20 protein-coding genes, 1 tRNA gene, 1 pseudogene and 2 other annotated features are annotated in these 23,434 nt (G+C 41.1%); of the genes and pseudogenes, 5 read left to right on the forward strand and 17 right to left on the reverse strand.

The window, feature by feature from the left end:
- The 7 genes from HMPREF2957_RS04210 to HMPREF2957_RS04240 all read right to left on the reverse strand — a co-directional run bounded on the left by HMPREF2957_RS04210 (window position 1) and on the right by HMPREF2957_RS04240 (window position 9,635).
- Complete coding sequence (locus HMPREF2957_RS04210; RefSeq protein WP_070677733.1) at window positions 1–567, reverse strand: aminodeoxychorismate/anthranilate synthase component II; 567 nt, start codon at window positions 565–567, stop codon at window positions 1–3.
- Window positions 564–1,925 carry an anthranilate synthase component I gene (gene trpE / locus HMPREF2957_RS04215; protein WP_070677735.1) on the reverse strand — a complete coding sequence of 454 codons (1,362 nt, stop codon included), beginning with the start codon at window positions 1,923–1,925 and terminating at the stop codon, window positions 564–566. The genes HMPREF2957_RS04210 and trpE overlap by 4 nt, the downstream gene beginning before the upstream one ends.
- Before the next feature lie 314 nt (window positions 1,926–2,239).
- Window positions 2,240–2,472, reverse strand: a binding site (T-box leader).
- Entirely contained in the window at window positions 2,463–3,641 is a 1,179-nt protein-coding gene (gene trpB / locus HMPREF2957_RS04220) for a tryptophan synthase subunit beta (RefSeq protein ID WP_070677737.1), read from the reverse strand. Its footprint overlaps the feature before it by 10 nt.
- Before the next feature lie 161 nt (window positions 3,642–3,802).
- Window positions 3,803–4,033: a binding site (T-box leader), on the reverse strand.
- A 60-nt stretch (window positions 4,034–4,093) separates the two neighbouring features.
- Window positions 4,094–5,320, reverse strand: coding sequence for a DegT/DnrJ/EryC1/StrS family aminotransferase (locus tag HMPREF2957_RS04225; RefSeq protein ID WP_070677739.1), 1,227 nt, complete (start codon window positions 5,318–5,320; stop codon window positions 4,094–4,096).
- Window positions 5,321–5,358: 38 nt separating this feature from the next.
- A complete protein-coding gene (locus HMPREF2957_RS04230) occupies window positions 5,359–6,051 on the reverse strand; it encodes a sugar transferase (RefSeq protein WP_070677741.1) in 693 nt (230 codons plus the stop codon).
- 106 nt (window positions 6,052–6,157) lie between these two features.
- The gene (locus HMPREF2957_RS04235) at window positions 6,158–7,900 is read right to left on the reverse strand and encodes an ABC transporter ATP-binding protein (RefSeq protein WP_070677743.1); all 1,743 of its coding nucleotides are present in this window, start codon (window positions 7,898–7,900) and stop codon (window positions 6,158–6,160) included.
- Window positions 7,890–9,635, reverse strand: a complete 1,746-nt coding sequence (locus tag HMPREF2957_RS04240) for an ABC transporter ATP-binding protein (RefSeq protein WP_070677745.1) — start codon at window positions 9,633–9,635, stop codon at window positions 7,890–7,892. The genes HMPREF2957_RS04235 and HMPREF2957_RS04240 overlap by 11 nt, the downstream gene beginning before the upstream one ends.
- A gap of 262 nt (window positions 9,636–9,897) precedes the next feature.
- Between HMPREF2957_RS04240 and HMPREF2957_RS04245 the strand changes: the two genes are divergently transcribed.
- Together HMPREF2957_RS04245 and HMPREF2957_RS04250 are read left to right on the forward strand one after the other, a co-directional pair.
- Window positions 9,898–10,725, forward strand: coding sequence for an exodeoxyribonuclease III (locus tag HMPREF2957_RS04245; RefSeq protein WP_070677747.1), 828 nt, complete (start codon window positions 9,898–9,900; stop codon window positions 10,723–10,725).
- An 11-nt stretch (window positions 10,726–10,736) separates the two neighbouring features.
- Window positions 10,737–11,123, forward strand: coding sequence for a bleomycin resistance protein (locus HMPREF2957_RS04250; RefSeq protein ID WP_070677749.1), 387 nt, complete (start codon window positions 10,737–10,739; stop codon window positions 11,121–11,123).
- 84 nt (window positions 11,124–11,207) lie between these two features.
- Here HMPREF2957_RS04250 and HMPREF2957_RS04255 read toward each other — a convergent pair whose 3' ends face one another.
- Window positions 11,208–11,825 carry a hypothetical protein gene (locus HMPREF2957_RS04255; RefSeq protein WP_070677751.1) on the reverse strand — a complete coding sequence of 206 codons (618 nt, stop codon included), beginning with the start codon at window positions 11,823–11,825 and terminating at the stop codon, window positions 11,208–11,210.
- Window positions 11,826–11,928: 103 nt separating this feature from the next.
- Here HMPREF2957_RS04255 and HMPREF2957_RS09365 point away from each other — a divergent pair.
- A pseudogene (locus tag HMPREF2957_RS09365) lies at window positions 11,929–12,018 on the forward strand (VOC family protein); the annotation flags it as partial.
- Between the two features lie 65 nt (window positions 12,019–12,083).
- Here the strand turns inward: HMPREF2957_RS09365 and HMPREF2957_RS04260 are convergent.
- The 3 genes from HMPREF2957_RS04260 to HMPREF2957_RS04270 form a co-directional block, all read right to left on the reverse strand.
- Complete coding sequence (locus tag HMPREF2957_RS04260; protein WP_006152721.1) at window positions 12,084–12,488, reverse strand: PaaI family thioesterase; 405 nt, start codon at window positions 12,486–12,488, stop codon at window positions 12,084–12,086.
- Between the two features lie 69 nt (window positions 12,489–12,557).
- Complete coding sequence (locus HMPREF2957_RS04265) at window positions 12,558–14,039, reverse strand: UDP-glucose--hexose-1-phosphate uridylyltransferase (RefSeq protein ID WP_070677753.1); 1,482 nt, start codon at window positions 14,037–14,039, stop codon at window positions 12,558–12,560.
- A gap of 18 nt (window positions 14,040–14,057) precedes the next feature.
- Window positions 14,058–15,236 carry a galactokinase gene (locus tag HMPREF2957_RS04270; RefSeq protein ID WP_049494334.1) on the reverse strand — a complete coding sequence of 393 codons (1,179 nt, stop codon included), beginning with the start codon at window positions 15,234–15,236 and terminating at the stop codon, window positions 14,058–14,060.
- 168 nt (window positions 15,237–15,404) lie between these two features.
- On the opposite strand from HMPREF2957_RS04270, the gene HMPREF2957_RS04275 reads away from it, so the two are divergent.
- Complete coding sequence (locus HMPREF2957_RS04275; RefSeq protein ID WP_070677755.1) at window positions 15,405–16,406, forward strand: LacI family DNA-binding transcriptional regulator; 1,002 nt, start codon at window positions 15,405–15,407, stop codon at window positions 16,404–16,406.
- Window positions 16,407–16,470: 64 nt separating this feature from the next.
- On the opposite strand, the gene HMPREF2957_RS04280 is transcribed toward HMPREF2957_RS04275, so the two are convergent.
- Together HMPREF2957_RS04280 and HMPREF2957_RS04285 are read right to left on the reverse strand one after the other, a co-directional pair.
- A complete protein-coding gene (locus HMPREF2957_RS04280) occupies window positions 16,471–17,508 on the reverse strand; it encodes a zinc-binding dehydrogenase (RefSeq protein ID WP_070677779.1) in 1,038 nt (345 codons plus the stop codon).
- Between the two features lie 78 nt (window positions 17,509–17,586).
- Complete coding sequence (locus HMPREF2957_RS04285; protein ID WP_070677758.1) at window positions 17,587–18,489, reverse strand: cation diffusion facilitator family transporter; 903 nt, start codon at window positions 18,487–18,489, stop codon at window positions 17,587–17,589.
- A 132-nt stretch (window positions 18,490–18,621) separates the two neighbouring features.
- Between HMPREF2957_RS04285 and HMPREF2957_RS04290 the strand changes: the two genes are divergently transcribed.
- Window positions 18,622–19,167, forward strand: coding sequence for a TetR/AcrR family transcriptional regulator (locus HMPREF2957_RS04290; RefSeq protein WP_070677760.1), 546 nt, complete (start codon window positions 18,622–18,624; stop codon window positions 19,165–19,167).
- A gap of 450 nt (window positions 19,168–19,617) precedes the next feature.
- On the opposite strand, the gene HMPREF2957_RS04295 is transcribed toward HMPREF2957_RS04290, so the two are convergent.
- The 4 genes from HMPREF2957_RS04295 to HMPREF2957_RS04310 form a co-directional block, all read right to left on the reverse strand.
- On the reverse strand, window positions 19,618–21,138 hold the full coding sequence (locus tag HMPREF2957_RS04295) for an ABC transporter permease/substrate-binding protein (protein WP_070677762.1): 1,521 nt from the start codon (window positions 21,136–21,138) through the stop codon (window positions 19,618–19,620).
- Window positions 21,131–21,859, reverse strand: a complete 729-nt coding sequence (locus HMPREF2957_RS04300; protein ID WP_070677764.1) for an ABC transporter ATP-binding protein — start codon at window positions 21,857–21,859, stop codon at window positions 21,131–21,133. Before HMPREF2957_RS04300 ends, HMPREF2957_RS04295 begins: the two co-directional genes overlap by 8 nt.
- A gap of 171 nt (window positions 21,860–22,030) precedes the next feature.
- A complete protein-coding gene (locus HMPREF2957_RS04305; protein ID WP_070677766.1) occupies window positions 22,031–23,179 on the reverse strand; it encodes a DUF4767 domain-containing protein in 1,149 nt (382 codons plus the stop codon).
- Window positions 23,180–23,308: 129 nt separating this feature from the next.
- A tRNA-Ser gene (locus HMPREF2957_RS04310) sits at window positions 23,309–23,396 on the reverse strand.
- Between the last annotated feature and the right edge of the window lie 38 nt (window positions 23,397–23,434).

Consider the following 23,434-nt stretch of genomic DNA (forward strand, 5'->3'; position numbering starts at 1 on the left):
TCACTTTACAACTTTCTCGATAAAATTCTGAATAGAAGATAAGCCATCTGGCGTTCCAATACTTTCTGGATGATACTGCAAGCCATAAATCGGCAAGTTTTTATGTTGAATCCCCATAATAGCTTGGTCATCTGTCGAACGAGCGGTCACTTGAAACTCTTCTGGCATCTCTTCAATTAAAATACTGTGGTAACGCATGACTGGACGATTGTCCTCAATCCCTTGATAGAGAACTGATGGAGCCTCAAATCGAATCTGACTTTGTTTCCCGTGCATAACTTTAGGAGCCAAGCCCAACTTGCCACCAAAGACTTCTGCGATGGCTTGGTGCCCCAAACAAATCCCCAGAATAGGTTTCTTACCTGCAAAATCACGAATCATTTCTTCCATTTTCCCAGCATCAGCTGGCCAACCTGGGCCAGGAGAGAAAACTAATCCATCTGCCTTTTCAGCATGTTCATAAAGATGTGGATCATCATTTCTCAAAACCTGAACTTCTGCGAAATTCCCGATATATTGAGCTAGGTTATAGGTAAATGAATCATAGTTGTCAATCAATAAGATCATGGTCTTAGTTCTCCCATTCTTGTCATAGATTTAGCTTTGTTAATCGTTTCTTGGTATTCGTTCTGAGCGATGGAATCATAAACAATTCCTGCACCAGCCTGCACGTAGGCTCTTTTATTTTTAAGAATCATGGTTCGAATAGCAATGGCAAAATCCATGTCTCCAGTTGCTGATAAGTAACCGATAGCTCCTGCGTATACGCCTCGCTTCTCTGTTTCTAGTTCATAGATGCGTTTCATGGCCCGAATCTTTGGTGCCCCCGATACTGTTCCTGCCGGAAGAGTCGCCTTCAAGGCATCCATAGCAGTCAGTTCTGGTAACAAACGTCCTTTAACCACGCTGGTCAAATGCATGACATAGCGGAAAAGTTCGACTTCCATATACTTAGTTACTTGGACACTTGCTGTTTCAGCAATTCTACCGATATCATTTCGTCCCAAGTCCACCAACATTCGGTGTTCTGCCGTTTCCTTTTCATCAGAGAGGAGATCACTTGCAAGTGCCGCATCTTCCTCGTCATTGGCACCTCTAGGACGTGTACCTGCAATTGGATTGGTTGTCACTATACCATTCTTGACGGAAACCAAGCTCTCAGGACTGGCACCGATAATTTGATAATCTCCAAAATCATAAAAGTAGAGGTAATTTGACGGATTGGTCACTCGGAGATTTCTGTAGAAGTCAAAAGGATTTCCAGTTACCTCTGCGGAGAAGCGCTGGCTAAGCACACATTGGAACATATCTCCATTGCGAATCAAGTCGCGAGCTGTTTCTACCATTTCTTCAAATTTCTGAGGTGCAATATGTGGTCTAAACTGAAGTGGAGAAACGTCCAAATCTTCAAATTCATTTGGAGCAGGGATTTTCAACTCTTCTAAAACCTGATCTAAAGCCACTTCTAGTTCTTCATTACTACGTTCACTGTAGAGAGCATCCTCGATGATATGAATTTTTTCTTTCTTATGGTCAAAAACTATATAACTCTCATAGACGAAGAAATGCATATCTGGCGTCCCAATCGTATCCTCAGGGAGCTGGCCAATTTCTTCATAGAGAGAAATCATATCGTAGCCAACAAAGCCAATAGCTCCACCACCAAAAGGTAGTTCTGAATGGTGCTGGCTCTTATGAGTTACCTCATAGAGAAAATCCAAGGGGTCACGATCAATCACTTGCCCATTTTGATATAGGACTCCATTCTCAAACTTAATCTCAAAAACTGGATTATAGGCCAAGATAGAAAATCGAGCATTTTCCTTTTCTCTTGGGATACTTTCAAGTATGACCTTGTGTTGTCCGTTCAAGCGCATATACGCCAATATTGGTGATAAAACATCTCCATGAATGATTCGTTCCATTGTAATTTCCCTTTCAGTCAATAATTTATAGACTTTTAGTCTTAATTTCTTACCTTTTTCTATTTCCCTTAAATAGTGCGGACGGGAGCAACTTTCTCCGAAATTTCATCCCTAATTTTTGAGCCATATGTCTCAAAAATTCCGTCCTAGAGAAGCATCTTTGCTTCTCTAGGATACCACCATGGTGGGAAACATCTTTTAGAAACTCACTTCGTTCGTAAATATTGTATAACGACCTATTTATTGAAAAAATTTAAAAAATTAATCGCAATATCTGAGGTAAATATATAAAAATCCCCACGCAAAATAACTTGCGTGAGGACGAAATTCGCGGTGCCACCTCAATTATAGGAATTCTCCTATCTCTCATTCCTGTCTCAGAACCTTCCTGTAACAGGCTGTGCGATAAAGGGCACTCCCTTGAGAATCATGTTTTCTTCTCTCATTTTCAGATGGACCCAACCTTACAGTTTTCTCTGCTTGTTTTCAGCAACCACAAGCTCTCTGTGAGAGAAATCTCTGTATCTTTTCCATCTTTTATTTTTTAGCTTCAAGATAGTCTGCAATAGCAGCTACGTCCTTGTCTCCACGACCAGAGACATTGATGACGATAATCTCATCTTTACTTAGTTTTGGTGCTCGTTTGACTGCTTCTGCGATAGCATGGGAACTCTCAATAGCTGGGATGATTCCTTCAGTCTTGCTAAGTAAAAGTAAGGCTTGGACAGCTTCTTCATCAGTCGCTGCAACATACTCTACACGACCAGAGTCTTTAAAGAAGGCGTGTTCTGGTCCAACCCCTGGATAGTCTAAACCAGCAGAGATAGAGTAAACAGGTGCAACATTTCCATCTTCACCAAAGACTGCATAGGTCTTCATTCCATCGACAATTCCTACACTACCCTTGGTCATTGTTGCCGCGTGTTTGTCGGTATCTAAACCGTGACCAGCAGCTTCTACCCCAACCAATTTAACTTCTTCATCAGCTACATACTGTGAAAAAGCTCCGATGGCATTAGAACCACCACCTACACAGGCAATAACGTAGTCTGGCAGACGTCCTTCTTTTTCCAAGATTTGACGACGTGATTCTTCACTGATGACTTTTTGGAATTCATGAACAATGGTTGGATAAGGGTGAGGACCTACAGCCGAACCTAGAACATAGAAAGCCTCAAGGTCATTCATCCATGCTCCAAAGGCTGCATCAACCGCATCTTTAAGAGTACGAGTTCCCGTTTCAACTGCATGAACAGTTGCTCCCATCATCTCCATGCGGAAGACATTGAGACGTTGACGCTCCACATCTTCTGCCCCCATGTAGACATCACATGCCATACCAAATTTGGCTGCCGCTGCAGCTGTCGCAACACCGTGCTGACCAGCTCCTGTTTCAGCAATCACACGTTTTTTACCCATGCGTTTAGCAAGAAGAATTTGACCTAAAACATTATTAAGTTTGTGAGATCCAAGGTGGTTAAGGTCTTCACGCTTGAGATAAATCTTAGCTCCACCGAGGTGCTCTGTCAAGCTTTCAGCAAAATAGAGTGGTGTTTCACGACCTGAATAATCCTTCAAGTAATGGCGAAACTCAGCTAAAAACTCTGGATCATCCTTGTATTTTTCAAAAGTCACTTCCAACTCATCTAATAAAGCCTGAATTGGTTCTGGTACAAAACTACCACCAAATTGTCCAAAATATCCTTTAGTTGTCATAAATTTTTCCTCCTTCTGTATGAATCCGACTTTTTATTTGCTTTTAGTAGTAGGCAAGGAGCTGTAGATAGAACTCAAGTTCATCAAAGCGACTTAACACCCTAATAAAAGATAAACAAAATGACGGATAGAAAAAAGCCCACACACGGATTTTTCTTCCATGTGAGGGCGTTTGTAACGCGGTACCACCTCATTTGTAAAGAAACTATCTTCTTTACATCTCTGCCTTGTCTAACAACAAGTTGCACTGTAAGGTGTGCCCACCGAATTTTCATTGTTTCAAATTCACTTTTAAAATCAGCCCAATTTCACTAGTTTCAACCACCTGTTCACAGTAACCACAGGCTCCCTGAAGATCAAAAATAACTACTTTTCTGATTTGTTGAGTTAATTATAGGTTATTGCCTTTTCTTTGTCAACCGTTTTCATTCATTTTTTACTAATTTTTTTAATTAGTTTTTTGTAGAAGCAAGAACTTCTTCAGAAACTCTGACAAAAGTCTCAATGATATAGTCTACTTCTTCATCCGTTAATTTCGTGTGAAGTGGTAGTGTAATTTCATTTACAAAGAAAGCATAAGCTCGTGGATAATCAGCCATGTCAAATCCAAGATTCTTATAGGCTGTCAAAAGAGGAAGCGGTTTGTAGTGAACGTTACTTGCAATTCCTGCTTTGGCCAATTCTTGGATGATTTGGTTGCGTTGTTCGAGACTCGCTCCTTCTACATGGGTGATGTAGAGGTGACGACAAGATTCAAGAGTATCTGTCTTATGAGCCAATGGGTGAATAGGAGTCCCTGCAAATCCACGGTCATAGCGTTCCACGATGTCCTTACGACGTTGTAATAAAGCAGGATAACGGTCCAACTGAACCAGACCAAGTGAAGCCATGATATCCGTCATGTTGCACTTGTAGGCAGGAGTTACGATATCATATTCCCATGAACCTAGTTGCATCTTGGCAAGTGCATCTTTGGTTTGACCATGAAGAGATAGAATTTGGAATTCCTTGTACATTTCTTCATCATCAATAGCTGGATTAACTTTCCAAGTAGCACTTCCTCCTTCAGCAGTTGTGAAGTTCTTAACTGCGTGGAAAGAGAAGGACGTAAAGTCTGCAATGGAACCAGCTGGTTGTCCTTTATAGGTTGAACCCAAAGCATGAGCACTATCAGAGACAATCACAATACGGTTAAAGGCCTTTTGCCACTTGCTAGTAGCTGTAAAGAGGTCACGTTTCTTCTCAACAACTTGGAACAAACGGTCATAGTCACAGATAATCCCTGCAAGTTCTACTGGGATGATAACCTTAGTCTTCTCAGTAATCGCTTGCTCAAGCTTGTCATAATCCATTTCAAAGGTATCACCTTGGATATCAACCATAACTGGTGTAGCACCTACGTGAGTGATGACGCTACATGATGCTGTATAAGTCATAGCGGGAACGATAACTTCATCGCCAGGGCCCACTTCAAGCACACGCAAGATCAATTCAAGAGCTGCTGTTGCAGAGTTGAGGCAGACTGTCTTAGGCGTTTGAGTATAGACAGACAGACGACGCTCCAATTCTTTTGTCTTTGGACCTGTTGTGATCCAACCAGAACGGAGGGTATCTGCTACTTCAGCAATCTCAGCTTCGGTAATATCAGGTGGTGAAAATGGAATATTATACTTTGTCATTGTTTTACTCCTTTGATTGGTTTCAATCTTGCAACTACTTATTTTAAAACTTCAAATACAGTCTGGAACATGATCTTAATATCCCCGAAGAAATTAAAATCACGTAGGTAGGCTAGATTATAGTGCATCTTTTCTGGTAGGACTCTTTCGACATAGGCCTGGTCAACCGTCATACCTTTTGCAGTCATTTGACTGATAATAGCATCCTCGTCCTTATAGTTAATGCTGGCAAGCGATGTAATCCCTGCTGGCAAGAGCAAGGTGGCCATCATTTCAGGGCTGTACTGCTCTGTATAACGTGGTACTTCTGGACGAGTTCCCACAAAGGACATCTCCCCTTTGAGGACATTGACCAATTGCGGAAGTTCATCCAAACGAACACGGCGAATGAAATTTCCAACCTTGGTGATGCGGCTATCATTTGCAGAAGTCACCAGACTTCCTTTTTTATCCGCATCTGTCACCATGGTCCGGAATTTCCAAATCTTGAAATGTCGGTTGTACTGGGTTACCCGCACCTGCTTGTAAATAACTGGACCCTTACTATCTAGTTTGATCCAAATACTTAGAATTAGAAATACGGGTGAAGTCAAGATTAACAAGATCAAGGCTAGAAACAAATCTAGACAGCGCTTGAGAATCAGAGAGCCTTTTCTTTTAGAAACAAGCTGGTAGTATGGTTTTACCTCATCTAATTGCATTTCTTGAGGTAGTTCATCCCATTTCAGCATGCACATTCTCCTCTGTTTTTAATATGTAATCTTTATTAACATTCTACATTATACCACAAAATAAAAGAGGCAGTGCAAGAAATCTGTATTTTAAAGGAATTCTTCCTTAGGATAGAGCTCCTGCTTGTAAACTATACATCTTGTGATAGGTACCTCCCAGGGCTAAAAGTTCCTCATGGGTTCCACTCTCAATAATACGTCCCTTATCAAGGACATAGATATAGTTGGCATCTTGGATAGTAGAGAGACGATGGGCGATGGCAATGGTTGTCCGACCTTGTCTCATCTTAGCTAGGGAATTTTGGACCAGAGCTTCTGTTTCAGAGTCGATATTGGCTGTTGCTTCATCCAAAATCAGTATTTTCGGTTGACTGGCAACGGTTCTAGCAAAGGCAAGTAGTTGACGTTGTCCAGTAGAGAAACTCGAACCACGCTCAGATACTGGAGCATCATAGCCTAATGGAAGGTCCTTAATGAAAGAATCTGCATCCACAAACTCTGCTGCTGCCTTAACCTGGTCATCGCTGATATCTTGGTACATGGCGATATTGGACTTGATGGTCCCATGATAGAGGAAAGGTTCCTGTAGGACCAGACCGATATTTTTTCTCAACTCCTCTTGACTATACTTACGAATATCCACACCATCAAGTAAAACCCGACCAGACTGGAATTCATAAAAGCGCATAAGAACATTGATGATAGAGGATTTCCCAGAGCCAGTATGCCCGACAAAGGCGATGGTTTCACCTTTATTGACGGTAAAGGTGATATCATCGAGAATCTGGTGTTGCCCATCATAAGAGAAGGACACATGTTCAAAACGGATATTTCCTTCTCTAATCTCCGCTTGTCCATTTTCTTGGGCTGGTTCATAGTTAGTCTCATCGATAAGTGCAAAGACACGACCTGCTGACACCATGGATGTTTGAAGGGTAGAAAAGTTTTGTGTTACCTCGATGAGTGGATCAAAGAGACGATTGATATACTGGATAAAAGCATACATGGTCCCTGCTGTTATCCCCATATAAAGACCACGATAACCAAAGTAAGCCATCAAAACCGCATAGCCCAATAGCTTCAATAAACTCATAGCTGGACGTAAAAAGAGAGAATCCAAGGCTACTGAACGGTTAGCGTAGACTAGGTGTTCCTGGTTTATCTCATCAAACTCTTCTTGCAGGCGTTTTTCTTGGTTAAAGGCTTGAATGATGCGAATTCCTTCGATATTTTCTGCAAGTTTACTGTTGATATCTGACAAGAGACTCCTGGTTTTTTCGATAACCTTGACCGATTTTTTACGGTAGAGATTGACCAAAAGGAAAATCAAGGGTAAAAAGAGCAATACTAAAGCTGTCAGACGATAGTCCAAAACGAGCATGGTATAAAGTGTTGTTACAAAGATAAAGACTGCTGAAATAAAGCTGGATAAGATTCCTGAAAACATATCACTAATAGTCTCAGTGTCATTGGTCAAACGAGAAACGATGGAACCTGCAGGTGTTTTATCAAAATAAGACATGCCTAGCTTCTCCATATTAGCAAAGGCATCACGTCGGATATCTCTAACGATACTGTAGGACACTCGCGCAAAGAGGATGTTCCCTACATATTGGACAATAGTTTGAAGAATGTAGAGACCATAGTAAACTAGCAAAACTGTAACAGCAAGCTGATTAAGGTTGTTTAGATACTGGTCGATAAAGTGCGAAGCTACCAAGGGGATGATACTCTTGATAACAGTCGTCGTAAGGAGAAAGGCGAGTGCTAAAAAGGTGAGGAGACCATAGGGCTTGAGATAGGACATCAAGCGTTTCAATACAGCCCATTGTGCTTGTTTATTGCGCATCTTCTTCTCCTTTCATTTCTAACTGCTGAGACTGGTAGGTTTGTGCATACCAACCATCCAAGGCGAGTAAGTCTTCGTGTGTCCCTCGCTCAATGATGCGACCATTTTGCATAACCAAAATCAAATCTGCATGGACAACTGCACTGAGACGATGGGCAGTAATGATGGTCGTTTTATCTTTGCGAGTTTCCTTGAGATTATCGATGATAGCGAACTCTGTCTTGGCATCTACAGCTGACAAGGAATCATCTAAAATCAGGATATCAGGATTTAAAATCATAGCCCGACTCATAGCCAGACGTTGCTTTTGTCCACCAGATAGACTGACACCTTTTTCGCCGATAACCGTATCAAATCCCTGGGGCATGGCTTGAATATCTTGATAGACTTGAGCCAACTTGGTTGCTTCTTCTACTTTTGAGAAAGGCAGGTCAGGATTCCCAAATCGAATATTGTCTAGGATAGAGCTAGCAAAGAGAAATTGGTCCTGTGGGACGTATCCCATCAAACTTCGTAAGTCAGCTAGTCGATAGTCACGAATATCATGACCATTTAGATAAATGGCCCCTTGGTCAACGTCATACTCACGTAGGAGCAACTTAATCAAAGCGGTTTTCCCTGAACCAGTTTGCCCAACCAAGCCTAGAGTTTGCCCTTTTTCAAGACTAAAGTAAATATCTCGCAACGTCTCCTCGTCTTCAAAGGCAAAACTATCAATGGCATAGTCTAAACGCCCATTTTCAATCCCGTCAAGTGGAGACTCTGGATCTTTCACAGGTGATTCTTGAGACAAGAGGCTCTCAATACGTTGATAAGAAACTTTTCCTCTCTGAGTAATATTAAAGAGGAAACCAATCGCCATCAAAGGCCAGACCAGCATATCCAAGTAAGAGATAAAGGTGACCAGATTTCCGACGGTTACCTGCCCCGCTTGTACCATAAAGGCACCGACTAAGAGAGTTAAGGCATAAGAAGAACCAACAAAGAGCAAAACCATCGGGTCAAAGAGACTATCATATTTCATGGTTTGCAGATTCTTTTGGAAGGTCAAATCATTGACTTCCTGGAAAGATGCCAATTCATCAGACTGATAGCCAAAGGACTTGGTTACCTTGATACCTGATACAGATTCTTGAACCTTATTGTTGAGTTCAGAAAAGGCTGCTTGTGATTCTCCGAAAGCCTTATGAGTCTTTCTCCCCAGACGACTAGTCGCATAGGCCATAAATGGTAAGGGAAGAATAGCAACCAAGGTCATCTGCCACGAGATGCTAAAGAGCATAGTCAGTAAAGTCACCAAGGCTGTGATTGAGGCATCTACCGCAGACATGACACCTCCACCAGCTAAACGAGTCAGGGCATTGATATCATTGGTTGCGTGAGCCATCAAATCCCCTGTTCGATAATTCTGATAAAAAGCAGGCGACATTTTTGTAAAGTGTTCAAATAGTCTTGAACGCATGATTTGCCCAAGTCGGTAGGAGGTCCCTAGGATATACATACGCCAAACATAGCGCAGGTAGTACATCCCGAAAGCAGCAAGCAGGAGATAAAAGAGATGAAGCAGGAGCTCATCCTGTGTTAATCGTCCTGAAGTAATGGCATCGATCACGCGCCCCATGACCATCGGTGGGATAAGGTTTAGTACAGAAACCAAAACCAAAGCTACAATTCCAACTAGGTAACGGCGTTTTTCTAATTTAAAAAACCACCAGAGTTTTTGGATGATGGACATAAAATTCCTTTCTAATGACAAATGGAAACCTGAGGCGACTGCCTCAGGTTTTTCCTATTCATAGGTGATGACACTAACTTAAACTTTGTCATACTCAGCGATAAAAATATTCATAGGAGTAACATTTCATTTATTTTCAATCTTTTACATAAATCATTCTTTATTATATAGGAATGACCTTGATTTTTCAAACTATACGCTGGGGAAATACATCTTTTTCTGGTATAATATTGTCTATAATCTGAATGAAAAGGAACACACTATGAAACTGATCTCATGGAATATTGATTCCCTCAATGCAGCATTGACGAGCGACTCTGCGCGTGCGAAATTGTCTCAAGACGTTCTCCAAACTTTGGTAGCCGAAGACGCTGATATCATCGCTATCCAAGAAACCAAGCTTTCAGCTAAAGGTCCTACTAAAAAACACCTTGAGGTACTGGAAGAACTCTTCCCAGGCTACGAAAACACCTGGCGTTCCTCTCAAGAGCCTGCCCGTAAAGGCTATGCTGGAACCATGTTCCTCTATAAGAAAGAACTCACTCCAACTATTAGCTTCCCAGAGATTGGCGCCCCTTCTACTATGGACTTGGAAGGCCGCATCATTACTTTGGAATTTGATAAATTTTTCGTGACTCAAGTCTACACACCAAATGCAGGTGATGGACTCAAACGTTTGGAAGAACGTCAAGTCTGGGACGTCAAATATGCGGAATACTTGGCTGAGTTAGACAAGAAAAAACCAGTTCTTGCTACAGGTGACTACAACGTTGCCCACAAGGAAATTGACCTTGCCAACCCAGCAAGCAACCGTCGTTCACCAGGTTTCACAGACGAAGAACGTGAAGGATTTACAAACCTTTTAGCCAAAGGATTTACAGATACCTTCCGCCATGTTCACGGAGATGTTCCAGAACGCTACACTTGGTGGGCACAACGTAGCAAAACTTCAAAAATCAACAATACAGGCTGGAGAATCGACTACTGGCTCACAAGTAACCGTGTAGCAGATAAGGTTACCAAGTCAGACATGATTGACTCAGGCCCACGCCAAGACCATACACCGATTGTCTTGGAGATTGAATTGTAAGGAGTTTCTTTATGGACTACAATGCAGTTATTCCTGAGTTTATGGTCTCAAATATAGAACAGTCCCGTTCCTTCTACTGTGATTTACTGGGTTTTACGATCGAATATGAGCGACCAGAAGAAAAATTTCTCTTCCTGTCTCTTGAAGATTGCCAGCTAATGTTAGAGGAGGGAACAAAGGATGAATTAGTTGAACTGACCTACCCCTCTGGTCGTGGAGTCAACATTTCCTTTGGCATAGAGGATGTCCCTCGACTCTATCAGAAATTATTAGAATCTAACTATCCTATTCATCGTCCATTGACCAAAAGAGAATTTCGTGTTGGCGAACAGTATATCTATCCTCATGAATTTGCAGTTTTAGACCCAGATGGCTATTTTTTAAGATTTAGTGAATAAGATAATAGAACACTACAGTGGAAAAAGAAACAAAAAAAGAAAGAGACTAATCACGTTGATTAGTCTCTTTTAGTGTGTGAGTGATTATTTACCTGGAGTTTTTGGATCTAAGCCCCAAGATTGTTCGAGCATAGGTCTGAAAGTTGTAATATTTTCCTCTGTACCTTCAAGTCCGAAGACGTATACTTTTTCGCCTTTTTGGAAAAACCAGTCAAAAAGATACTCTCCATTTCTTTTGTGTGATTTAAGCACATAGGCGTTCATTCCAGCCACCTTTGACCATTCACCGTCTATATCGACTACAGTTTCTTCGCTTCGAAGGGTATTATAAAAATAAGTAGCAATGAACTTTACTCCAAAAGCGTCCTGGTTCTGTGGATGTACGTCATTTTTAGCGAAAGAATTTAGTAGGACTCTGGTATTTTTATCTTTTGACTCGTACTGTAATATTTCTTCCGTATATTGGCTTTTAGTGAATATCCAATCTTTCGGGATATTAACATACCCAATATCATCGCTTCCGATACGTTGAGTGTCTGTATATGAGACTGCTTTTGTCTCATCAGAAGTGTCCGCAGTTATTGTTACTTCTGTTGTTGGTTCCGCTGTAGTTTCGTTTGTTTTCTTGTCTCCATTTCCGCATGCTGCTAGTATAAACGCAGATAAGAGCGTCATAGAACCTAATAAAATTTTGCTTTTCATAATGCTGAATTTCCTTAAAGTACTTGGCTTACAAATATTTTATCATTTTTTAAAGTTTATTTAAATAGGCAACATTTTTTCACTGAAGAGCATAGGGTATAACAAAAGAAAATTTCGTATTAGCGACCATTATATCCATCCTCATGAATTTGCAGTTCTAGATCCAGATAGCTATTTTTTAAGATTTAGTGAACAGCATGACAGAGCATTACAGTGGGGAAGTAATAAAAAAAGAGGCACTTGCCTCTTTTTTTGTTTCTATATCCTCACCTGTCTATCTTCAGACCGTTGTCCTGTGACAAACATGGTGAAGGTTGCCTTGCAGACATTTCGGCCATCTTGGTTGATGATGTCAACATCGACGACACAAGTGGTACGTCCTTGATGGACACATTCTCCTTTGATAGTGAGAACATCCCCTAGATTTCCAGCTTTCAGATAGTTGATGGAAGACTGGAGTGTCACCCCGTCTAATCCTAGCGAAATCACCACAAGACCACTGATTTGGTCACAAAGGGTAAATAGATAGCCTCCATGGGCATTCCCATAATAGTTGAGTGAGGAGTCCACTACTTTTGTTGTCACCACCACGTGACCGTCTCTCATTTTTTCAATTTCGTAATTTTCAAAGGCAGATATAGCGTCAAAGTGAAAATCTTTCATACGTTCCTCCTGATATTTCAAACGACACTATGATACTACTTTTCAAGACTCTACGCAAGAGACAAGCACTTATTCGGGCAAAATACCAACCTGCTCCACAAAGCGCATAAAGGCAGCTTGTCCTTCTTCTGTTTGCTTGTAAACTCCTGCATCTTCCAAAACTCGAGCAAAGATTTTTCCTACAGATTCTTGGACGATATTAAGAGCTTGGTCTTTGTCAGTCAATCCAGGATGGGATTCTTTCAACTCATCTGCCCATTCTTGGTGATAATCTGAAACTGAAACATCCTCTCCGACTAGGTAAGCTGCTACCTGCTCCACTTCTTCCTTCAAGCGTGGTGGCAAGATAGCCAAACCCATGACCTCTATCAAGCCGATATTTTCCTTCTTGATATGTTGGACATCCTTGTGGGGATGATAGATACCATCTGGATGCTCTGGAGATGTTTGATTGTCCCGCAAGACCAAATCCAACTCAAACTGTCCATCTCGTTTACGCGCAATCGGTGTGATAGTGTGATGCGGAGTTCCATTGCTTTCTGCCAAGACCTGTACACTTGGATCTGAGTACTGACGCCAAGCCAGTAAGATTTTATCCGCTAGTTCTGTCAAATCCTCTTTAGAATCTGAAGTTAGTCGAATCACAGACATAGGCCACTGAACAATCCCTGCTTTGACAGCTTCAAAACCTTCAAAGATAAAGTTTTTCTGAATAGGAGCCACTTCCATTGGGAAAACATGACGACCACCTTGATAATGATCATGGGTCAGGATGGAGCCACCCACGATTGGCAAATCAGCATTCGAACCTGCAAAGTAGCCTGGAAATTGCTCCACAATCGCTAACAAACGTTCAAAACTTTGGCGACTAATGGCCATAGGACGATGCTTGCTATCTAGGAAAATACAGTGCTCATTAAAGTAAGCGTAAGGCGAATACTGGAAGCCCCACTCCTGCCCAGAAATATCAAAACGAATAATCCTGTGATTGCTTCTAGCTGGATGATTGACACGACCATGGTATCCTTCATTTTCCATACAGAGCTGACATTGAGGATAGTTACTCGACTTAACCAACTTAGCCGCCGCTATCTCTTTTGGATCCTTTTCAGGCTTAGAGAGATTGATGGTAATCTCTAATTCACCGTAGTCAGATGGTACACGATAAGCAATATTCTTTGCGATAGACTTTAGTTTGATGTAGTCATTCTTCTGACTGAGTTGGTAGAAATCCGAAATTGCCTGTTCTGGTGACTGGGCATAGGTATCCCAAAAATCACGATTAACCTGACTTGGACAAGGCGTTACCAAGTCCATGAGGTCAGCACCGAGAATCTCACGCGCAGTCTGACTATCTTCAATTGTTTCCAATCGAACGGCTTCCTCGACAAGCTGATCTTTTAGTTCAATCAAATCATCCTGGTCAGTCTCAACTTCAAGAACTCCATCTCCCACCAACGCTAAAACACGATTGGTTAGATAGATTCGATCCAACTCTTCAAAGCTACTTTCTGCAATGACTTTGGTCACAAATTTTTCTACTAAGGTCACTAAATAACCTCCTTCTGACTATTCAAGGATGCGAGTTCCACCTGCCACTTCAGCGATATAGAAACTTGGAGCGTAACCAACGATTTCTTCATAGTGCTTGCCTACAGCTTCTTTAAAGGACTCAACAGCATCCTTTTGAACCAAGGCAATCGCACAGCCACCAAAACCTGCTCCTGTCATACGAGCACCGAGAACACCTTCTTGAGCCCAAGCTGTATGAACAAGGGTATCTAATTCCAAGCCAGTTACTTCGTAATCGTGCTCAAGTGAAACATGAGAAGCATTCATCAAACGACCAAACTTGTCTAAATCTCCTGCTTGAAGAGCCGCTTGCGCTTTAAGGGTACGTTGGTTTTCAAGAACTGCATGACGCGCACGTTTCAAGCGATTTTCGTCTTTGATCAGGTAGCTATATTCATCAAAAGCCCATTCATCCAATTCACCCAAGGTTTGAATGTCCAAGGCCACTTGGAGTTCTTCTACTGCTTTTTCACATTCAGCACGACGTTCATTGTACTTAGAATCTGCTAGTTCACGGCGTTTGTTGGTATTCATGATAACAACAACATTGTCCTTCAAATCAAGGGGAACCAAGTCATATTCTAAAGTATTGGTATCAAGGTAAATAGCACGTTGGTCTGCCCCCATACCGATAGCAAATTGGTCCATGATACCAGAATTAACTCCAATAAAGTTGTTCTCTGTCAATTTCCCGATTTTTACTAAATCTAGACGATCCAATTTTAGGTCAAAGAGGTATTCTGACACGACACCTGTCAAAAGCTCCAAAGAAGCTGAAGATGACAAACCAGCACCATTCGGGATATTCCCATAGACATAGAAATCAAAACCTTTATCAATCACATGCCCAGCTTCTTGCAAGAAATGAAGGACACCTTTTGGATAGTTGGTCCAGTTGTGCTCTTTCTCAAACTTAAGATCAGCTAGAGGAACTTCGATAATGCCTTTGTCCTCAAAGTTTGCGGAGTAGAAACGCAAAACTTGGTCATCACGCTTACGTGCAGCTCCATAAGTTCCTAGCGAAATAGCAGCTGGGAAAACATGGCCACCATTATAGTCAGTATGCTCCCCAATCAAGTTGATACGGCCTGGTGAGAAGAAAGTTTGATCTGCTTCTTGACCAAAAACCGCAAGAAAGTCCTTGCGAAGTGTATCAGCAGTAAGATGTTGTGTCATATGAATTCTCCTTTGACAATTTGTTAGGTAAAAAAGTTTACCCTGTAATCGTTTTCTTCTATTGTACCCAAGGGTTTTGCTTTGGTCAACATTTTTACCGATATTTTACTAAACTATGAGTAAAAAGATAGAAAAATATGATATAATAACCTAAAAAGGAGGGGAATTATGGCTACACTTAAAGATATTGCTCAGTTAGCCTCTGTTTCAATCGCAACTGTATCCCGTGTCCTCAATCGCGATCAGAGTCTATCTGTCACAGAAGAAACCCGACATCGTATTTTAACTGTCGCCGAAGAACTAGGTTATACCAAACATCTCAAAACAGGCGAAAGTCACAAACTTAAACAAAAGATTGCCATTATCCAATGGGTCAGCGAACAAGGTGAGTTAGAAGACCTCTACTACTACCAGATTCGACTAGGAATCGAAAATAGGGCACAAGAATTAGATTACGAAATCTTACGCTATTTCAATGATCAACCTTTTACGCTTAGCGAAGAAGTCATTGGAATTCTTTGTATTGGAAAATTTAGCCAAGCACAGATTGCATCATTTGAAGAGTATCAAAAACCTCTAGTTTTTCTAGATAGTGACACCATAGCCTTGGGCCACACCTGTGTCATTACAGATTTTAATAATGCTGTTAGACAGGTAGTCGATTACTTTACAGACCACGGGATTAAGAAGATTGGTATCTTATCCGGTCTTGAAACTACTACTGACCAAGAAGAAGTCATCGCAGACAAACGCTTAGGTTACTTTAAATCCTATACACAAGAAAAAGGAATTTATAACGAGAAATTCATTTTCCAAGGTCTATTTACTGCCCAATCTGGATACGACTTGATGAAAGAGGCTATCGAAAAGTTAGGAGATAAACTTCCACAAGCCTTTTTTGCAGCTAGTGATAGTTTAGCAATCGGAGCCCTTCGCGCCCTTCAAGAAGCCAGCATCAGCATACCAGAGCGCGTCAGCATTATTTCCTTTAATGATACTATTCTAACCAAGCAAGTGTTCCCACCCCTTTCCAGCATCTCAGTCTACACCGAAGAAATGGGACGTACAGGAATGGATATTCTTAACAGAGAAGTTCTTCATGGGCGTAAAACTCCAAGCCTCACCATGCTTGGAACCAAACTGACGTTAAGAGAAAGCACCTTGCATTAAGTACGACACTTAAACATAAAAAAACCTAATAGAGATTCTCAAATCCTATTAGGTTTTTCTTTTTTTAATCCATCACAATCATAGACTTGATAGTCTTGCGTTCATCCATAGCTTTGTAAGCTTGGTCGATATCTTTCAGTTTATAGCTTGAAGTAAAGACACGACCTGGATTGATATCACCATCAAGAACAGCTTTGAGCAAGAATTGCTTATCGTACGTTGTTGCAGAAGCTGCTCCACCCGCAACAGAAATATTCTGAGCAAAGGTCGAACCAAGGGCACGGTTATTATAGTGAGGCACACCAACAATTCCCATACGACCGCCATTATGAAGGACACCCAGTGCTTGTTCAACAGCCGCCTCAGTACCAACACACTCAAGTGCTGCATCTGCTCCTCCTCCGAGGATTTCACGCACCTTGGCAATGCCTTCTTCCCCACGTTCGGCCACAACAGCTGTCGCTCCTGACTCCAAGGCCATTTGTTGTCGATCTTCGTGACGACTCATAAGGATAATTTGTGAAGCTCCACGCATCTTAGCCGCAATGACAGCACATTGGCCAACAGCACCATCCCCAATAACCACAACCTTGTCGCCTTTTTGCACATTAGCCACACGCGCTGCATGGTAACCGGTCGGCATGACATCAGCAAGAGTCAAGAGGGACTTTAGCATACCTTCTGTATAATCAGAAGGTTGACCTGGAATTTTCACAAGTGCCCAATTGGCAAAATGGAAACGGATATACTCAGCCTGGACACCACCTGACCAGTTGGTGCCAATATGGCGGTCACAAGTCCCATCATAACCAGCACGACAGGCATCACACTCTCCACAACCATGAGTGAAAGGCGCGATGACAAAGTCACCTGGTTTTACAGTAGTGACAGCCTCACCAACTTCTTCGACGATTCCGATCGCTTCGTGTCCACTATTTTTATGTCCCGCTTTAATATCTGGATTTCGGTAACTCCATAGGTCTGAACCACATACGCAAGCACGAACCACACGGATAATCACATCATCTGATTCTTGAATGCTTGGACGCTTGACTTCTTCAATACCGATCTGACCTGCCTTAGTATAAACTGCTGATTTCATAAACATTTACCTCTCTGTATCTAACTACCTTTAGTATACACTTTTTATCAAGCTTTCGCTCACTTATACTATAGTTCATTAATGATAATGTTCATGTCCATGGCTTTGGACAGCTTCTATCTCCTCCATATTGCGCTTATGGGCTTGGTGAGTTGCTAGGTCTACATCAACTTCAATGGTGATATTTTGGAAACCACAATCTTTGAGTATGCTTCGAATCGATTCCTTGCAAAGCTCCATCTGTTCAATTTCTTTTAGACAAACATGGATAATGGCATTTTTTTCCAAACCATCCATGGTCCAGAGATTGAGCTGATTGATACTAGCAACGTGGTCCAGTTGCTCCAAATCACTCTTTACTCGCTGGATATCCACTCCTTCTGGCACGGCATCGAGGAAAATCTTGAGCGTGCTCCAAAAACGTGGAATGGCTTTTGACAAGATAAAGAAGGAAATGACAAGCGACAAGAGAGGATCTAAGATATACCAATCCGTAAATCGGAGAATAATGGCCATCAGGATGACTGCTATCCAACCAAGGGTATCTTCCAAAAAATGCAGGCTAAGAATAGACTCATTCTTTGTTTTTCCTTTACGAACCACTAGACTAGCTAGCAGATTGATACTTACTGCAATGATTCCTAACCAGAGGATGCCCTCATCATTGACAGGTTTGGGATGAAATAGTTTCGTTAGATTTTCCAAAATAACCAAAACGGACCCTGTCATGAGAATCACAGCCGTTACCAAGGCTCCTAAGAGACTAAACCGTTTGTAACCCAAGGTGTAACGACTATCCTCTTCACGATTGGAGATTGTTTCTAGAAAGGCTGATAGCCCAATTGCGATTGCATCTCCCAAATCATGGACAGAATCAGCAAGAACAGCACTCGAACCAAAGATTCCTCCAGCGATAAACTCAACAATAGCATAGCTTAAATTTAAGAAAAAAGCTACCCAAACAGTATATTTTGCCTTCATCTTTCTCATTCCTTTGTTATAATAGATTTATGAACACTTTGTTCATTATCATTATCCACTAAAACTCAAAGAAAGGATAGAAGCAAACCGTTCGCTTTGTACGTTACTGAATAGTTTGTTCAAATTGTCCATATGCCAGCTCAAGATCGTCGCATCACCAAAACTCGGAAAGCTATTTATAATGCTTTTTTACAATTACTCAACCAAAAAGACTATGAAACCATCACGGTTCAAGAAATCATTGATCTCGCAGATGTGGGACGTTCCACCTTTTATAGCCATTATGAAAGTAAAGAAATACTCCTAGACGAGCTCTGCCGTTATCTCTTTCATCATCTTTTTGAACGCGAGAAAAATATATCTACAGAAGCTTATTTGTCCCATATCTTTTCACATTTTAAGAAAAACCAGGACCACGTCACCAGCCTCCTTTTCTCAAAAAACGACTACTTCCTCCGTCAATTACAGAAAGAGCTAGAACATCATGTTTACCCCATGGTAGCAGAGGACTTGCAAGTTTCCTATCCTAATATTCCTACTTCCTATCTCAAGCATTTTGTCGTAACTAACTTTATCGAAACATTGACCTGGTGGATCAAAAAAGGAAAATCCTATAAGGAAAACCAAGTCGTGAGATTTTACTTAGACGTAATGGAAATGAACTCTAAAAAATTATAGATTTAAATACTAAATGAAAGGAAGAATCCTATCTACACCTTTATCTTTCTTGCACTCATCATTCTTATACTCACTCTCCCTTTCTCACTCTACCATCTGATAGTTGCATCTTTAGAGGTTAAAAAAAAAACTTTAACAGAGGAATCAAATGCATCCTCTTTGGTAGTATTCTCACGATGCTTTCTCTTTTCCTTCATTTCTATATGCCTATTATGTTTGAGATTTTTATCCCCATCATTTCTCTATTACTTTGGATAATCGGAGTTTTCCTCATCTGTTACGGAGCCTATTGGAATGACAAACAGAAAGGCACCTTTAAAAAGTCTCATCACATCATAAGGATTTCACTAGCTGTCTTGTTAACACTTATACTACTTTTAATCTAATTCAAAAACCCTATCTTGTCTTAAGCAAGATGGGGTTTTTGTTAGTATAAAGTCTTTTCTACGTTTATTTTTGAATAATTCCTTCTTGAAGGAGAAAGTCCCGTGCTACTTCTTCAGCAGACTTGCCTTCTACTCCGACTTGATAGTTCATCTGACTCATCTGGCTCTCGGTGATTTTACCAGCTAGTTTATTGAGGACTGCTTCCAACTCAGGATGTTTTTCGAGTAATTCAGCTTTCATCAGCGGAGCGCCTTGGTATGGAGGGAAGAGTTGTTTATCATCCTCTAAAACTACCAAATCATAACGAGCAATTTCTGCATCCGTTGAGTAAGCATCTGTGATTTGAATATCTCCTGACTGGATGGCTTGGTAGCGAAGAGCTGGCTCCATAGTGGCTACATTGAGATTTAATCCATAAACAGACTGCAAACCCTTGTTTCCATCCTCACGGTCATTAAACTCCAGAGTGAATCCCGCCTTGAGCTGTCCTTCTACTTTTTTCAAGTCTGAAATCGTCTTAAGTCCATATTCTTGCGCAATTTTTTTGGGAACTGCTATAGCATAAGTATTTTGATAAGCCATAGGCTTAAGAAAAGCGAGCTGATCCTGCTTTAAGATACCATCACGCGCCACTTCATAAACCTTCTCTGGATCATGACTAACTTTTGGGGAGGGCTGCAATAAACTTTCGGTTATAGTACCCGAAAACTCAGGATAAATATCAATGTCCCCTTTTTTCAAAGCTTGATAAAGAAAGTCAGTCTTCCCAAAGTTAGGTTTAACCGTCACTGTCATATTGGTATTTTTCTCAATGAGAAGCTTGTACATATTCATGAGAATCTCAGGTTCAGGTCCCAACTTCCCAGCTATAACCAGATTGTCTTTCTCATTATGTGGAATGATTCTTGGAGCATAACTAGCTCCCAAGCCAAGGACCATGATAGCAAAAGTCGCAACAATCGTATGCAGCTTTGCCTTTTCCAACCATTTGAGAACAACATTAAAGAGAATGGCCAAAATGGCTGATGAGATTGCACCGATTAAAATCAGACTAGCATTCCGACGATCAATTCCCAAAAGGATAAAGGAGCCCAATCCTCCAGCTCCAACAAGAGCGGCTAAAGTCGCTGTCCCAATGATCATAACGGTTGCTGTACGAACTCCCGATACAATAACAGGCATGGCAAGTGGAATTTCAAACTTCTTAAGTCGCTCCCACTTGGTCATTCCAAAAGCAATCCCTGCCTCCTCCAGACTAGGATCTATGCCGTTCAAGGCTGTGATTGTATTTTCCAAAATTGGGAAAATCGCATAAATGACTAGAGCTGTAAGGGCTGGTAAGGTTCCAATTCCCATCAATGGAATGAAAAGTCCCAGAAGAGCCATGGAAGGAATGGTCTGGAAGATACCTGCAACTTGTAGCACCCAGGTCGATGCTTTTTTGTGACCATTTAGATAAACCGCAAGTGGGATGGTCAGAAAAATAGCGACCAATAAGGTTAAAAGAGATAATTGTAAGTGTTGTCCCAGAGCTGTTACCCATTCACTAAAACGCTCTTGAAAGGTTGAAATGAAATTAGACATGAAGGCCACCTCCAAACAAGTTTGCTACAAAGTCTGTCGAAGGTGCTTGTAAAATTGTTTCAGGGTCAGCAACCTGACAAATTTCCCCATCCTTCAATACTGCAATTCTATCTGCTAATTTCACTGCCTCGTCCGTATCATGAGTCACGAAGATAGTGGTCATACCAAACTCTTTGTGCAATTTTTTAGTCAGAGCCTGCAACTGCTTGCGAGAAATGGCATCGAGAGCAGAGAAAGGCTCATCCATCAGTAAGATTTTTGGTTCCGCAATGATGGCCCTCACAATCCCAATCCGTTGTTGCTCCCCACCCGATAACTCGCTAGGCATGCGCTCTGCATACTCTGCAGCAGGCAGCCCCACCTTTTCCAAGAGTTCTTCTGTTTTAGAGGCTATTTGTTCCTTACTCCAGCCCTTCATCTCAGGAATAAGGGCAATATTTTCAGCAACTGTTAGATTTGGAAAAAGAGCAATAGCCTGTAAGACGTAACCTATTGATAGACGGAGTTCCCGTTCATCATAGTCCTTGATGCGTTTCCCATCCATATAAATATTGCCATCTGTCGGCTCCAAGAGACGGTTAATCATCTTGATCATGGTGGTCTTTCCAGATCCTGAAGGACCCACTAGCACCATGAATTCTCCATTTTCAATGCGGAGATTGACATCTTTTAAAATGTCCTTATCCGTGTAGCGCAAGGCTACATGTTTATATTCAATCATATTCTTCCTCACCATCTCCTTAAAAGCTAAGATCCTTATCTCACTTTTTATAAGAGTGTAATCATTATTATAATATTGTAACACTAGATATTACATCTGTCAACAATTTTGATTTGAAATCATATATAAGAAAAAGAGTTTGGCTAAGGCCAAACTCTCCATTATGATTGATTATTCTTCTTCCACCAAACGTTTAAACTCCGCTTGAATTTCTGTATTTTCTGTTGGTTTTAAGTACATGACTCCGCCATTAGTTGTTGGTGAATGAAAGACGATAGCTTCTCCTGTGTTGGTTATAGCAAAGTAATAGCTATGAACATCTGGAAATTTATCCCAATTACTATAACGCTCTACAATTCGGTACTGGGCATTTCCTAGACCTGTCTCCGTATACTCAGCGTTCATTTTCTCACCTGGTCCATCATCCCTAAGTGTATAGAGGTGGTCAGCCCCCACATCTCCTCCTGCGATTCCCTTTTGGTAATTGGGTTGTCCTAGTCTTTCTCCCCACCCTTTTATGAAGGCTTCTAATTTAGCAGACTTGCTAGCATTCCAAGGCGCCTTTTGTTCTTCACTCGAAATAGTCTTGCTGCTAGTAGAGCTTTCAAATTTCTGCCAATCGAGGCCTCTTAAGTCAATTTGATCCGATGCATTTTTTCCAAAATCAGCAGCAATATCATTTGCTTGTATTTGAATCTCTTTTTCTTGGAGTATAGTCACTTGCTCTTGCTTATCATTAAGCTGATAAAGAGTTCCATAACCTTGACCCGTACCTGAGGACCAGCTAAGCTCCAGAACCTCTCCTCCTTTATAGACAAGGGCTGCATTTCTTGCTCCACCATGACCAGCAGTAAATCCTTCAGCTAAAAGGACTGGTTTCCCGGCTTTCAAATAATATAGGCCGGTTAAGAAATATTTGCCACTCAGATTTAGGTCCGCAATCAGAAGTTCCTCTATCCCATCGTTATTTAAATCTGCAAAGGCATAACGCATTTCATCTGCTTGGTTAACCGAATTTTCAACAGACCAACTATTGATAGTGCGTTCGGAGCCTTGTAAACTCTTATAGAGATCAGCGATTGCATTTACTTCCTTCGGTGTAGAAAGTATTTTTTGATAATTATCAAAAACTGGCTTGTAAAATTCTTTAAAATTTTTCTTAGACTCTACGGAAGTTTGTTCATTAGTATTAGATTGACTAACAGTTGTTGATAAACTAAGCCCATGATTAGAATTTTCGGAACTATGATTACTACAGCCAAACATAAAAAGACTCACGAATAGAACTAGTAAGACTCCTAAAATACCCTTTTCTTCCATAACAAACTCCTTTATAGTTATCTAATTATTGTAGTGACTTCACTTACATTATATCAAATATTTAAAAGTTATAAAAAGAATAATATAAGACTAAGACAATAAAAAAAGAGCTATAAAGCTCTTTAATTACGGAGAATAAGGGATTCGAACCCTTGCGCCAGTTACCCGACCTAACGATTTAGCAAACCGTCCTCTTCAGCCTCTTGAGTAATTCTCCTATTAATGGGCACGAGTGGACTCGAACCACCGACCTCA

This window comes from Streptococcus sp. HMSC062D07 (assembly GCF_001814215.1).
GTDB lineage: Bacteria > Bacillota > Bacilli > Lactobacillales > Streptococcaceae > Streptococcus > Streptococcus infantis_I.